This is a genomic window from Planococcus wigleyi, assembly GCF_014836985.1.
Lineage (GTDB): Bacteria > Bacillota > Bacilli > Bacillales_A > Planococcaceae > Planococcus > Planococcus notacanthi.
Map to the genome: position 1 here is coordinate 570,566 of NZ_JACSPU010000001.1, position 14,761 is coordinate 585,326.

At 43.7% G+C, this 14,761-nt stretch carries 11 protein-coding genes; 10 read left to right on the forward strand and 1 reads right to left on the reverse strand.

Annotated elements, in window-relative coordinates; genetic code table 11:
• Positions 1-126 precede the first annotated feature (126 nt).
• The 10 genes from H9630_RS02510 to H9630_RS02555 all read left to right on the forward strand — a co-directional run bounded on the left by H9630_RS02510 (position 127) and on the right by H9630_RS02555 (position 14,092).
• On the forward strand, positions 127-1,185 hold the full coding sequence (locus H9630_RS02510; protein WP_191713905.1) for a M42 family metallopeptidase: 1,059 nt from the start codon (positions 127-129) through the stop codon (positions 1,183-1,185).
• A 19-nt stretch (positions 1,186-1,204) separates the two neighbouring features.
• Complete coding sequence (locus tag H9630_RS02515; RefSeq protein ID WP_191713906.1) at positions 1,205-2,665, forward strand: UDP-N-acetylmuramoyl-L-alanyl-D-glutamate--2,6-diaminopimelate ligase; 1,461 nt, start codon at positions 1,205-1,207, stop codon at positions 2,663-2,665.
• Between the two features lie 106 nt (positions 2,666-2,771).
• On the forward strand, positions 2,772-4,340 hold the full coding sequence (locus H9630_RS02520; RefSeq protein ID WP_191713907.1) for a peptide chain release factor 3: 1,569 nt from the start codon (positions 2,772-2,774) through the stop codon (positions 4,338-4,340).
• 137 nt (positions 4,341-4,477) lie between these two features.
• Positions 4,478-7,537, forward strand: a complete 3,060-nt coding sequence (locus tag H9630_RS02525) for an efflux RND transporter permease subunit (RefSeq protein ID WP_191713908.1) — start codon at positions 4,478-4,480, stop codon at positions 7,535-7,537.
• A 78-nt stretch (positions 7,538-7,615) separates the two neighbouring features.
• Positions 7,616-8,695 carry an SDR family oxidoreductase gene (locus tag H9630_RS02530; protein WP_191713909.1) on the forward strand — a complete coding sequence of 360 codons (1,080 nt, stop codon included), beginning with the start codon at positions 7,616-7,618 and terminating at the stop codon, positions 8,693-8,695.
• Between the two features lie 219 nt (positions 8,696-8,914).
• Complete coding sequence (locus H9630_RS02535; RefSeq protein WP_191713910.1) at positions 8,915-9,700, forward strand: TerC family protein; 786 nt, start codon at positions 8,915-8,917, stop codon at positions 9,698-9,700.
• Positions 9,701-9,926: 226 nt separating this feature from the next.
• Positions 9,927-10,673 (forward strand): RNA polymerase sigma-I factor, encoded by a 747-nt coding sequence (gene sigI, locus H9630_RS02540; RefSeq protein WP_191713911.1) that lies wholly within the window; start codon positions 9,927-9,929, stop codon positions 10,671-10,673.
• Positions 10,673-11,983, forward strand: coding sequence for an anti-sigma-I factor RsgI family protein (locus H9630_RS02545; protein ID WP_191713912.1), 1,311 nt, complete (start codon positions 10,673-10,675; stop codon positions 11,981-11,983). The genes sigI and H9630_RS02545 overlap by 1 nt, the downstream gene beginning before the upstream one ends.
• 238 nt (positions 11,984-12,221) lie before the next feature.
• Positions 12,222-13,571: a TrkH family potassium uptake protein gene (locus tag H9630_RS02550; RefSeq protein ID WP_191713913.1), complete on the forward strand. Its 1,350-nt coding sequence runs from the start codon at positions 12,222-12,224 to the stop codon at positions 13,569-13,571.
• Positions 13,572-13,648: 77 nt separating this feature from the next.
• Entirely contained in the window at positions 13,649-14,092 is a 444-nt protein-coding gene (locus H9630_RS02555; protein ID WP_191713914.1) for a MarR family winged helix-turn-helix transcriptional regulator, read from the forward strand.
• Positions 14,093-14,155: 63 nt separating this feature from the next.
• On the opposite strand, the gene H9630_RS02560 is transcribed toward H9630_RS02555, so the two are convergent.
• Positions 14,156-14,755, reverse strand: coding sequence for a hypothetical protein (locus H9630_RS02560; protein ID WP_191713915.1), 600 nt, complete (start codon positions 14,753-14,755; stop codon positions 14,156-14,158).
• Positions 14,756-14,761 lie beyond the last annotated feature (6 nt).

Here is a 14,761-nt window from a genome sequence, read left to right on the forward strand (position 1 = left end):
AAACAAACCGGAAGCGGAAAATGGCAGGCAAAAGTTCATTTTTTTGATTCAACTTATACCATGATACTATAAGACAGGACTGTCCGAACAACTTTGATTTTGATATGATTAAAAGATCGAGGAGTGATGAAGGTGACTTATCAATGGAACCAAAACGAAACGATCAATTTATTAAAAGAGTTAGTGGAAATTCCAAGTCCATCCGGCTATACCATGGACGTCATGGCAAAAATCCGAACGTTATTTGAACAATGGAATGTCGAGTACAAGACCACCCATAAAGGTGCGGTAATCGCGACGATCCAAGGAGAAAATAATCAGCAACATCGGTTGCTGACGGCGCATGTCGATACACTCGGTGCGATGGTGAAGGAAATCAAACCCAGTGGCCGCCTGAAGCTGTCATTGGTGGGCGGATTTAAATTCAATGCGATTGAAGGCGAAAATTGCCTGGTACATAAAGCGGACGGTTCAACCGTATCCGGAACGATCCTGCTGCATCAGACGACGGTCCATGTCTACAAGGACGCGGGATCAGCTGAGCGGAATGCAGACAACATGGAAGTGCGCTTGGATGAAAAAGCTTTTTCACAGGAGCAGGTCAGGAACCTTGGAATTGAAGTGGGAGATTTTGTTTCTTTCCAGCCAAGGTTTGAAGCGACTGCTTCTGGCTACATCAAATCCCGTCATTTGGATGACAAGGCAAGCACGGCTTTGCTGCTTCAATTGGTGAAACATTTCAGTGAAACGCAAGAAAAGCTGCCTTATACGACCCATTTTTATATTTCAAACAATGAAGAAATCGGCTACGGCGGAAATTCCAGCATTCCTGAAGAAACACAGGAGTATATTGCAGTTGATATGGGTGCTATTGGAGACGGACAGGAATCAGATGAATACACTGTATCGATCTGTGCGAAAGATTCAAGCGGCCCGTATCATTACGGATTGACCCGCCACTTGATTTCCTTGGCGAAAGAGCAGAGCATTGATTACAAAGTCGACATCTACCCTTATTATGGATCGGATGCATCGGCGGCCATCAGTGCCGGCCACGACGTGAAGCATGCTTTGTTCGGTCCTGGGATCGAAGCTTCCCATTCATATGAGCGCACCCATACAGATTCATTAAAAGCGGCGGCAGCATTGCTTCACGCATATGTCTTGTCACCATTGGTTTCATAAGAGTTAGGAGAGGATTTACATGAACAGCAAAGAATTACTTGCGGCAATCCCATATAAGCAGATTAAAGGTGAGTTGCCTGAAAAAATTAAGTATTTAACCATCGATTCACGGGATATCCAACCGGATTCCTTGTTCATTTGTATAGCAGGATATACGGTGGACGGCCATGATTTTGCACAACGGGCTGCCGACCAAGGGGCAACCGTGATTATTGCTGAAAAGCCATTGACGATCGATAATGCGACAGTGATCACAGTGGCCAGTACTTCGCGGATATTGGGGCTATTAGCCGCTAAGTTTTACGACTATCCCTCTAAGCTTTTGCATATGATCGGCGTCACTGGCACTAACGGCAAAACCAGTGTGGCAGGCATTCTGCATTCCATGTTGATGGAGCTGGGCGAAAAGTCAGCATTGACCGGGACAATCGGCTTCAATTTAAATGGCCAACTGCATCCATCAGCCAATACGACAAACGATGTCTTGACGACCCAGCAGATGATTGCACGCGCACGCGATGAAGATTGTTCACACATGACGATGGAAGTTTCTTCGCATGGATTGATACTCGGCCGATTGGCTGGCGTGGAATTCGACACGGCCATTTTCACCAACTTGACACATGATCACTTGGATTTCCACGGCACGATGGAAGCATACGGCCACGCCAAAGCGCTATTGTTTTCTCAGCTTGGCCAGGACCTTGCCAACCGGAAGCAGGCCATCTTAAATGCAGATGATCCATGGTCTTATGAAATCGCCAAAATGACACCGCATCCTGTCTATACATTCGGCATTAAGAACGAAGCGCAATTCCGGGCAACAGATATTGAATTGACGCATGAAGGGACCCGCTTCACTCTTGAATGTTCTGAAGGGAAGTTCCCGGTCCAGATGAAATTGCTGGGAGAGTTCAACGTTTCCAATGCGCTGGCAGCAATTGCTGCATTATACGCTGAAGGCTATAAGTTGGATGAAATCCTTAAAGCTTTGGCGGCAATTGCGCCTGTCGAAGGACGTATGCAGAAAGTGGAACTGGAAGCACCGATTTCAGTCTTCATTGATTATGCGCATACACCGGATGCCATCGAAAAAGCGATTGATGCTGTTCAAGACTTCAAAAAGAACCGCATCATCTTCCTGGTCGGAACCGGAGGCAACCGGGATAAGACAAAACGTCCTATTATGGCTGAAAAAGCATCGGTTGCCGATTATGTCGTCTTGACGACAGACGATCCTCGCGATGAGGCATATGACAGCATTTTGGGCGACTTGGAAACCGGTATGACGCACAGCAATTTTGCTTGCATCGGCGACAGAGAACAAGCTGTCCGCCATGCTGTGCAACAAGCTGAGCCAGGCGACATCATTATTTTTGCCGGCAAAGGACATGAAGATTACCAAATTATCGGCAATACCAAATATCCACATAGCGATAAAGAAATTGCGATACAGGAAGCAATGAAAAAGTTTCAATGAAAAAGGAGCCTCTTCAGGCTTCTTTTTTCTATGTACAGTAAAATTCCTTGTTTTTTTCAGTCGCGTTCTCTAATATGAAGAGAGTAGATTAAAGGAGCGTATAAACATGCCAGACCAATTAAAGAATGAAATTCAAAATAGAAGAACCTTCGCCATCATTTCCCACCCGGATGCCGGAAAAACGACTTTAACGGAAAAACTGCTGTTATTCGGCGGTGCGATCCGTGATGCAGGAACCGTTAAAGGAAAGAAAAGCGGCAAGTTCGCTACATCCGACTGGATGGAAATTGAAAAACAACGGGGGATTTCTGTAACATCTTCCGTGATGCAATTCGATTATGCCGGACACCGTGTCAATATTCTGGATACTCCTGGACACCAGGATTTCAGTGAAGATACGTATCGCACATTGATGGCCGTCGACAGTGCCGTCATGATCATCGATGTGGCCAAAGGGATTGAAGCCCAGACCGTCAAATTGTTCAAAGTCTGCAAAATGCGCGGTATTCCCATTTTCACCTTCATCAACAAAATGGACCGCCAAGGGAAAGAACCGCTCGAACTGATGGAAGAGCTGGAAGAAGTACTTGGTATCCAATCCTATGCGATGAACTGGCCGATCGGTATGGGGAAAGAATTCCTCGGGATTTATGATCGCTACAATAAGCGCATCGAGCCGTTCCGTTCTGAAGGAGAGCGTTTCCTGAAGCTGGATGAAGAAGGCAAATTGATGGAAGAACATGAAATGACCAAAACGTCTTATTACACTCAAGCGATGGAAGACATCGAATTACTGGATGAAGCGGGCAATGACTTTTCGATTGACCGAGTGAAAAAAGGTGAATTGACGCCAGTATTCTTCGGCAGTGCTTTAGGAAACTTCGGGGTGCAGACTTTCCTGGAAACGTATCTGCAGTTTGCCCCTTCACCACAGCCGCGTGAAACGCGAGATAACGAAGAAATCAATCCGGTCGATATGCCGTTTTCTGGATTTATCTTTAAAATCCAAGCCAATATGAATCCAGCTCACCGTGACCGTATCGCTTTCGTGCGCATCGTGTCCGGTAAATTCGAACGGGGAATGAACGTTACGCTGGCACGGACAGGAAAAAGCATCAAATTATCACAAACCACTCAATTCCTGGCGGATGATCGGGAAATGGTCAACGAAGCCGTTGCAGGAGACATTATCGGTCTTCACGATGTCGGGAATTACCAGATTGGGGATACCATTACGAGCGGCAAGAAGTTCCAATTCGAAAGCTTGCCACAGTTTACACCGGAACTGTTCATGAAAGTAACCGCCAAAAACGTCATGAAACAAAAGCATTTCCATAAAGGGATTCTTCAGCTTGTACAAGAAGGAGCCATTCAATATTACAAAACCCTTCACTTGGAGGAAGTTATTCTTGGGGCAGTCGGACAGCTTCAGTTCGAAGTGTTTGAACATCGGATGAAAAACGAATACAACGTGGATGTACGGATGGAACCGGTCGGTTCGAAAATCGCACGTTGGATCGAAAATGAAGAAGATGTTAAAGAATCGATGTCCAGTGGACGTTCGATGCTGGTTCGCGACCGTTTCGATAATTATGTTTTCTTATTCGAGAATGAGTTCGCAACACGTTGGTTCCAAGACAAAAATCCGGGAATTCGATTGTACAGCCTTCTGTAAAAATGAAACCTGCTTCGGCAGGTTTTTTTATTTTTATTGTTAAAAGTGGCAGATAAGTGAACACTATCTTTATAATTTGCGGTTGTAAGCGTTTTTTCTTATGATTAAGAAACACGGATAAGAGAGGGTTTGAAGAAATGAAACTAAGCGATTTTTCGATTAAAAGACCTGTTTTCACCTTAGTCATTATGTTTTTGATCATTATTCTGGGAGTGGTATCTTTTACCCGGATTCCAATTACTTTAATACCTGAACTTAATCCGCCGATTGGCGTGGTAGTGACTAATTACCCAGGGGCAAGCCCTACAGAAGTAAGTGAAAAAGTCACAAAGCCATTAGAGGCGAATTTATCGACTTTGCCAGGCATCAAATCAATTCAATCAAATAGCCAGGAAGGATCTAATTTTATCCTGTTGGAATTTGATTGGTCCACCAATATCGATGATGTCCAAACAGATATCATGCAGCGAATCGATCAAACGCCGATTCCAGACGATTCAAACGATCCGCGTTTTTTGAAGTTCGACCCTTCTCAATTCCCGATCCTTCAATTGTCTTTGCGTTCGAGCGATCCGGATGCTGATGTGCGAGTAGTTGCGGAAGAGCTGGAAACAGAGCTTCGCCAGACGGACGGCGTAGCCAGCGTCAACATTTCAGGTTCTTTAATAGAAGAAATTCAAATCGAATTGGATCAGGCAGAGCTTGAAGAACGAGGTCTGCAGCAATCGGATGTTGTCCAGCTGATTCAGGCAAACAATATTTCGTTGCCAGGAGAACCGATTGAAACTGAAGACGGCCGTAATTTGACTACACGCATCATCAGTACGTTGACCAGTGTTGAGGAAATACGTGACCTGATTTTAACTATTGATCCAATTGACGGCAACAATGTCACCATTGCGGATGTTGCTGAAGTGAATGTCAGCGAACGTGAGAGCAATAGTGAAACGCGCGCGAATGAAGAGCCGGCTGTCCTATTGTCTGCTTTGCAGGAATCGCAGGCGAATACGGCGGAGGTATCAGATGCCTTCCAGGAAAGATTGGACGAATTGCTGAGTGAAGAGCGTTTTGAAGGCGTTCAGGCAGATGTACTGTTTGATCAGGGCGACTATGTCAAATTGGCCATTGGAAATATTGGCCAGACACTGATTCTGGGCGGAATATTTGCCATGCTGGTACTGTTCTTTTTCCTTCGTGGCATCAAGAGTCCAATTATTATTGGTGTCGCAATCCCGTACTCAGTTATCGTAACTTTTGTTTTAATGTTTTTTGCGGATTTTGCTTTGAACATTTTGACTCTGGGTGCGTTGGCTCTCGGAATTGGGATGTTAGTGGATAATGCCATTGTTGTGATCGAAAATATTGAACGGCATTTAGCGATGGGCAAGAACTCCAAAAAGGCTGCTTCTGAAGGCGCCAGAGAAGTTTCAGGTGCGATCATTGCTTCTACTCTGACGACAGTGGCAGTATTTATTCCAGTCATATTCATTTCAGGTTTGATTGGGGAAATTTTCTTTGAATTTGCTTTAACGATTTCTTTCAGTCTTTTTGCTTCTTTAGCTGTTGCGTTAACAGTCATTCCGATGATGGCTTCAAGAATGCTTGGGAAACCAGGCGATAAGCCGAAAGTACAAAAAGACACATCCAAAAGCGTCAAAGCATTCGAAGGTTCGGTTATTTGGGCTCTTCGCCATAGAATCATCGTACTGCTTACAGCGCTGGTCTTGTTGGTAGTTGGTGCTTTCGGAATTATGCAAGTTGGCACCGAATTTATTCCAGCAACGGATGAAGGTTTTGTCAGTGTCTCTGTTGAGCTGGAGAATGGTTCTTCCAGAACGGCGACCGACGAAGTCGTCAATCTGATAGAAGAAGAATTGAAAGATGAAGAGGATGTCGAAGTATACGTCAGTTTGATCGGCTCGACACAGCAAGGACAGGCCCAAGGTTCAGCAGAATCGAATACAGCTGAAATTTATGTGAAGCTGGTGGACTTGGCGGATCGTGACCGTTCTGTCTTTGAATTTGTGGATGAAGTGCAGCCGCGGGTTCTCGAGGCTGTAGGAGAACGGGCACTGGTCAACTTTAATCTGCAGACAGCTGCAGGTTCTTCACCGAATACATTGTCGTTTACAGTGACGGATACAGAACGGCCTCGCTTGGATGATGCAGTGGCTGATATTGAAGCTGCTTTACTGGATTTGCCGGAAATTACGGAGTTGACAAATGACCGTCAGGAAACCATCGATGAAATCCAGATGACCATCGACCGTGATGCCGCGACTGAATATGGATTGCCGCCGGCTCAAATCGCTCAATCCGTCAATAACATCACGCGTGGCGTTTTAGCTACACAAGTACTGACGGAAAATGATGAAGTGCTGAGTGTATATGTCGCTTTTGATGAAGAGGAAAGAAACAGCCTTGAAAAGCTGCGGACTTTATCCCTACGGACACCTTCAGGCGAATTTGTCGAGCTGCAGGAATTGGCTGATATTGAAGTTGCTCAAGGTCCGGTCAGCATTCAACGAGTGGATCAAGCAGACAGCGTAACTTTTACATTGCAACATCAATCGAGCATTACTTTAGGGGATATGTCCGATAAAGTGGATGCCGCCATTGAAGAATTGAATCTGGAAGAAAATACGATGATTTCGTTTGGTGGAGACCGGGAGCTGCTGGACAACTCCATCAATGACATGATGCTTGCTGTCGTGCTTGCCATTGTGCTGGTCTACATTGTGATGGCTGCGCAATTTGAGTCCTTTAAGTACCCGCTGGTCATCATGTTCACTGTTCCACTCATGGCAATTGGTGTGGCAATTGCGCTCTTTGTCACACAAACGCCGATCAGTATAACAGCTGTTATCGGGATACTGGTTCTGGTAGGGATCGTGGTCAACAACGGGATTGTCCTGGTTGACTACATCAATCAACGCAAAGCGGCAGGCATGCAGTCTTACGAGGCTATCGTAACTTCTGTCCATGATCGCCGCCGTCCGATTCTAATGACTGCTTTGACCACCATTCTAGGGTTATTGCCTTTAGCTATCGGAATTGGTGAAGGAACTGAAATCAATCAACCGATGGGAATTACGGTTATCGGGGGGCTTATCAGTTCAACTTTGCTGTCGCTCTACATCGTGCCAATCGTTTATAGCTTGTTTGACAGACAAACAAGAAGAATGAATAAAAAGTAAGCCTTCGGGTTTACTTTTTCTTTTTAATGAAAATTATTGGAAAATTTAGTATGATTATTAAAAAAGGGGTATGAAGCTATGAATGAAGTGGTCTTTACAGGATTTCCAGGATTTATTGCCAGCCAGTTGATACAAAAGCATGCACAGCAAAACGAGGCGATTTCTGCCATTATTCTTCCATCCGAACGCAACAAAGCTGAAAAAGAAGCCAGCCGAATTGAAAAAGAAACACAGTGCCGGCCGATCAAACTGATTGAAGGAGATATCACTCAACCCGATTTGGGAATTGCTGACGAGGATCGGGCATATCTCAAGGCGAAAGAAGTCACTTTCTGGCATCTTGCTGCTATTTACGATTTGGCGGTGCCGCGAGACCTGGCATGGAAAGTCAATGTGGAAGGAACACGCCAAGTCAACGAGTTCGTTGCTGAATTGCCACATCTGAAGCGATATGTCTACTTTAGTACGGCCTATGTGGCAGGAAATCGGGAAGGGACAATTTATGAAAATGAATTGCTCCGTCCGGAAGCTTTCAAAAACTTCTATGAAGAAACAAAATTTGAAGCGGAAGTGCTGGTCGAAAAAATGAAGGCTTTAATGCCGATTACCACTATCCGGCCAGGAATTGTGCGTGGCCATTCAGTTACGGGAGAAACCATTAAATTTGATGGCCCTTATTTTTTCCTGAATTTGATTGATCGGGTTAAGTTCCTTCCTGCTATTCCATTCGTTGGTCGTTCTAAATCCTATATTAATGTAGTACCGGTTGATTACATATTGGATGCCTCAATTTATTTAAGCAAGCTAGATGCGGCTTCGGGCCAAACTGTCCACCTGACAGATCCAAATCCACATCCGGTGGAAGAAGTTTACCGCGGAATGGTCCATTTGATGACAGGGAAAAATCCGAAAGGGCGTTTGCCGCATAAGCTTGCAGAAATATCTTTATCCATAGCACCCGTAAGAAAAGGGCTGGGCGTCGAAATTGAAACCTTGGATTACTTGACATGGACCGCTGACTTCGACACCCAAAATGCAGAACTTCTGTTAAAAGGAAGCAGCATCAGATGTGCCGATTTTTTGGAAACAATGCCGGCAATGGTGGAGTTTTACAATATGCATAAAAATGACAAAAAGTTTCAGATCCCTATTCATTAAACTTTCCCTTGGTTTGAAAAGATGCTATACTGACATTACAACTTCATACACTTTGACTTTCAGTCAAGGGGGAGTAGCTATAGGGTAACCTATTTCACAGTCGTCAATACATGGTTAGTAGCCATCGGTTGTGATAGCAGATAATTTTGCTTAGCGAGACCTTTGCCTTTATTTAGGCAAGGGTCTTTTTTGTGGGCAAAAATAGGAGGAGAAAGCAGAATGGAAGCAATTTTATTGGAGTATGCCTGGGTCCTATTGGTACTAGTTGGACTTGAAGGGCTACTAGCTGCAGATAATGCAGTGGTAATGGCGGTAATGGTAAAACATTTACCAAAAGCGCAACAGAAAAAAGCGTTATTTTACGGATTGGTAGGAGCTTTTGTTTTCCGTTTTGCAGCGTTGTTCATGATTACGCTATTGGTTAATATCTGGCAGATTCAAGCACTTGGAGCGGCTTATCTATTGTTCATTTCGATTAAGAGCATATACGATCAGCGCAAGGGAGATACAGATGAAATCCTTGAAGGCGTTGATGGAAAACCTGAGAAAAAAGGTTCTGGTTTCTGGATGACGGTATTAAAAGTCGAATTAGCAGATATTGCTTTCGCAATCGATTCGATGTTGGCAGCGGTCGCTTTAGCTGTAACCTTGCCGCATTTGAATGTTTTGGGAATGGATGACATTGGCGGCATCAACTCAGGGCAATTTATGGTCATGCTTGCTGGTGGATTGATCGGCGTTATCATCATGCGATTTGCCGCACATAAATTCGTGCAATTGCTTGAAAAATATCCACAGCTTGAAACAGCCGCATTCGTTATTGTTGGATGGGTTGGAGTAAAGTTACTGGTTATGACACTCGCTCACGAAAATGTCGGTATTCTGCCGCATGATTTCCCGCACTCCACACCTTGGACACTGATCTTCTGGACGGTATTGATTGGTATTGTAGTGGTAGGTGGAATTCTCGGAGTCAGACAAGCTAAAGAACAAGAAGTTAAATAAATTTCAAGTTTATCAGAATAGAATACAAAAAAAAGGTGTATTGAATCCAATTCAATACACCTTTTTCTATGATTTGGAAATCAGTAGACGAAAAAATGATTCACTACCGACAAAAGGAACGATTAAAAAGCGAATAATGGTAGGAACAGAAGAAACTGCCTCTTTCAAATTAGTTCCTTCAAAGCTACAATCGAGTAAGCAGTGACTTTGAAAAGAGGTGAATGAAGTGCTTTTGTCTACATTAAGCGGGATTTTTGGGCGCGACGAAAAAACTGATCTTGAAGCAATGGTGTTTCAAGCGCAGAACGGAAACGAACAGGCATTGCACGATTTACTTTTTTCTTATTCACCTTTTATGAAAAAAACGGCTTCTCAAGTGTGCAAACGGTTCATCGATGATCACGACGATGAGTACAGTGTCGCACTTTCCGCATTTAATGAAGCTGTACAAAAGTTTGATCAAACCAATAACGCTTCATTTCTGACATTCGCCCATATGGTCATCCGCAGGCGCATCATCGATTTTATACGCAAGGAGAGCCGGCGAGACGAATTCAGTCATGACTTCATGCCGGCAGCTGAACCGGAAACGCATAATAAGATAGCCGACCATGCGGCATCTCTTGCCTATGATACCAAACAGGAAAATCAGAAAAGACGTGAGGAAATTGCTTTATATGAAAACATACTCCAGCAATATGGCCTATCTTTCCAAGTTTTGGTGAAAGTGTCGCCATCTCATCAGGATGCACGCCTCACGGCTATCCAAATCGCGCAGTTGGTTGCTGAAACAGATGAATACAAACATTATTTATTGGAAAAGAAAAAATTGCCGATTAAGGAAATTGAAAAACTGGTTAAAGTGTCACGGAAAACGATTGAACGCAATCGGAAATACATAATGGCAATTGCGCTCTTACAGATGAGCGATTTATATTTCTTAAAAGATTATTTGAGGGGAAGGTTAATTTGATGCAGAGACAATCGGGAATATGTATTGAACTGAATCAAGACCGCTCAATTTTTCTGATGAAAGATGGACAGTTTGTAACTGGAACTCCTGTAGGCAAGACTTCTATCGGAGAAGAAGCCAAATTTTATCCTTTTGAAAAAAAATCGCTGATTCGTCGGCAGCCCATTATCGCCCCTGTGGCAGCGGCGATAGCTGCTTTGGCATTGTTTATGTCTGTGCTCGTGTCTCCGGCTGAGGAGGCCTTTGGTTACGTTCAAATACAAATCAATCCAGGCATCGAGCTGGGAGTCAACGAGCAGCATGAAGTCGTATCTATCCGTGAATTGAACAGCGATGGAGAAAAGCTGATTCATCAACTTGGCGACTGGAAAGACAGTTCCCTTCCTGAAATTTTAAACCGAGTGATCGGTTTGGCTGTAACAGAAAAAACCGAAGACATCACTATCACGGCAGTAGAAGAGGAAGGCAAAGAGATTGGGGATTCCATCAAGAAAGTAGCAGCGGAAGTTTCGTCCGGCACAGACAACGAAAATATGGCCATTCATTTGAAGGCAGCCACTAAGAAACAATGGCGGCAGTCGAAAGAAAAGCATGTGCCTGTTGGAAAACTGATAGAAGAGTCGGAAACCCTGAAAAAAGAAAAACAGCCAGACGTCAAAAAGAAGGAACATGAGTCTGACAAGAAACCCATTCATAAAGAGGATACAAACGGCAATAAACAAGGGAAATCGGATCAAAACAAGAAAACCGATAACAGGGAAATAGATGAAAGCAGCACTTCAAAAGATAAGAAACAGCCAAATGCAAAAAAGGCAACTCCCCCTGCAGTAGAGAAGAAAAGAGAAGTAAAGGAACATCAAAAAAATTCGAAGCAAAATAATGAGTCTGAAAAATCTTCCGCTCAACCGAAGAACATTCTTCCCGAAAAGAAACAGCAAAAAGTAAATCCACAGCCTAAAGCTGAGCCAAAACCAGAACCACAACCAGAACCAAAAGTTATGCCGAAAGAAAAACCGGAACCTAAGCCGAAAGAAAAACACGAGCCTAAGCAAAAACCGAAAGAAAAAATTGAAAAACGCGGTCCGGAAAATAAAGGGCAAGGAAATAGCAAAGCTCCAGGCCAACAAAAGAAGAATCATTCTCCTGGCAACAGCGATAAACGACAAAACAATAAAGATAATCATGCTCCGCCTGGACAAAGCGAAAAGAATAATAAGAATCCCGATAAAAAACAAAAAAACACCCATGAGGCAAATGGCAAAGAAAACTCGGCAAAAGGAAAAGGCAAAGAAAATCAAGAAAAAGAGTAGAAGATTGACTTCTGCTCTTTTCATTTTTTCGGAACCCGGAATGCTGACTCGCTAGCTGTGTATTGAGACTAAAAACCTGGACTAAGTGCTTTTTGTCGATACTTTGCCCAATCACCACTTAGTACCTAAAAGCGGGACTTTCAATTCGCAATCATTAGATTTTCGATTTCTCTTTCCTTTTGCCTATTCTTTTCATAGAATGGGGAGAGAGAAAAACGCTGAAGGGAATCAATGTCCTATGAATAAATCATTTCAAAAAGTACGGAATCTTACACCTGCACAGGCGATTGTTTCGTATTACTTTGTGGCAATTGCCATTTCCTTCTTATTATTGAGGTTACCGAATGTCCACAAACCAGGCATGACCATCCCAATGATTGATAGTCTTTTCACGGCAGTAAGTGCGGTGAGCGTAACAGGTTTAACGGCAATCAATGTAGTGGAGACCTATACAGTCTTTGGCATCATCGTATTAATGGTTATTTTGCAGTTAGGCGGTATTGGCATCATGTCCATCGGTACGTTTTTCTGGCTGCTGGTCGGTAAACGAATCGGCTTGCGGGAGCGCCAATTGATCATGGTTGACCATAACCAGTCGAGTATGGCTGGCGTAGTTAAATTGATTCGTGAAATAGTTAAAATCCTCCTTCTGATAGAAGCGGTGGGAGCACTCATTTTGACTATTTATTTTACGCAGTATTTCCCGACGTTCCAGGAAGCTTTGCTTCATGGTGTGTTTGGTGCTGTAACCGCAACGACGAACGGCGGTTTTGATATTACAGGAGAGTCATTGGTCCCTTACTTCAATGATTATTTTGTGCAGATCATCAATATGATCCTGATTATTTTGGGGGCCATCGGTTTTCCTGTACTGATTGAAATAAAAGAATTTTTGTCGAATAAAGAAAAACATTTCCGTTTCTCTCTTTTTACTAAAATTACCACAAGCATTTTTGCGATTTTATTGGCGGTTGGAGCAGCCGGCATCTTACTGCTCGAATCATTCCGGGCATTTAAAGGAATGAGTTGGCATGAAGCGGCATTTGCGGCGATGTTCCATTCGGTCTCCTCACGCTCTGGTGGAATGGTTACCGTCGACATCACCCAATTTAATGAAGCCACAAATGTCTTTATGAGTGCGCTGATGTTCATCGGAGCTTCACCGAGTTCGGCAGGAGGCGGAATACGGACTACCACTTTCGCCATCGCGTTTTTGTTCCTGATCAATTTTGCGAGAGGGAAAAACACCATCCAGATATTCAAGCGTGAAATTGAATTGATTGATGTTTTTCGTTCGTTCGCTGTTATTTTTCTGGCGGTTTTCATGGTGCTTGCTGCAACCATCACATTGCTCATCACGGAACCCCAGGCAACGCTCGTGGAAATCGTCTTTGAGATCACTTCGGCATTTGGAACCTGCGGCATGTCAATTGGCCTAACGGATGACCTGTCGGTGATCGGCAAAATCATCATCATGGCTTTAATGTTTGTGGGACGTGTCGGTTTGATATCCTTCCTCTTCACTATTGGCGGAAAAACCGATCCAACGAAATTTCATTATCCAAAAGAGCGTGTTATCATTGGCTAACTCCCAAAGGTGTTATTTTAGCGGAAAAAGACTATAATTAGTGTAATGCAGCTTAAACAGTAGAAAGAGTGAACCTAATGAATGAAGATATTAAACAATCGTTAAAATTATTTATTGTGCTGTCACGTGCGCACAAAGCCATATCGGAACAAACTAACCAGTTTTTCCAGGCGAGTGGGGTAAACCCGACAGAATTTGCTGTGCTTGAACTTTTATACCATAAAGGCAAGCAGCCGCTCCAGAAAATAGGCGGGAAAATTCTATTGGCGAGCGGTTCGATTACATACGTAATCGATAAGCTTGAAAAAAGAGGTTATATTAACCGTGTCAATTGTCCGAGCGACCGGCGCGTGACATATGCGGAGATATCTGAGCAAGGAAAAGAATTTATGGCTCAGGTTTTTCCGGAACACGAAAAGAAATTGCATGAATTGACGAACGTGCTGTCAAACGAAGAAAAAGAACAAGCCATCGAATTGATGAAAAAATTAGGCTTGTCGATCAAAGACCTGTCATATTGAGCACGTTAAAAGGCCATCCGGAATTTTCCGGATGGCCTTTTTGTGGACTTGCAGAACAATGGTTTATTGCGCTTTTGCTTTAATGGTTTTTCCCATAGCGAGAAATTCTTCAGTGGCGTTGACAGTGCTATCGTCAAAAATAGTTAAACGGACCAGCAAATCATCTTTTTCATAGACAAGTCCTGTCACGCTGCCTTCTGAACTTGGAACTTTCCATGCAGTCGACTGAGTATAGCCGGATCCGTCAAAATCCGTAACTTCAACAGCTTCCTCATCTGGGCTTACAGCCTGAAGAGTTTGGATCATGGTTTCTTCTGCAGTAGCGAAATCGGTTTCTTCGGGTGTGAATGTTTCAATTCGCATAAAGACAGCTGGATGATCCTTTACATAAAGAGAATCTTTTTTCGGCTCTTCTGCTGTCAGTTCATACCCTTCAAGGACGTGCATTTCAAAATTCTGTCCATCACTCTGAGTCAGTGTTCCTTCAGGTTCGGCCGCATCAGTTGCCGGAGTACTGTCGTCCGTTTCTTCCTGAACGACTTCTTCTGCTGCATCCTCCGGTGTCGGTTCCGTTTCTTGATCTGTTGTATTCGTCGATCCACAAGCAGCTAACAATAATCCGGTGGTGAGAATGGATGACAGGATGAATAGATTCTTCTTCATAAAAAA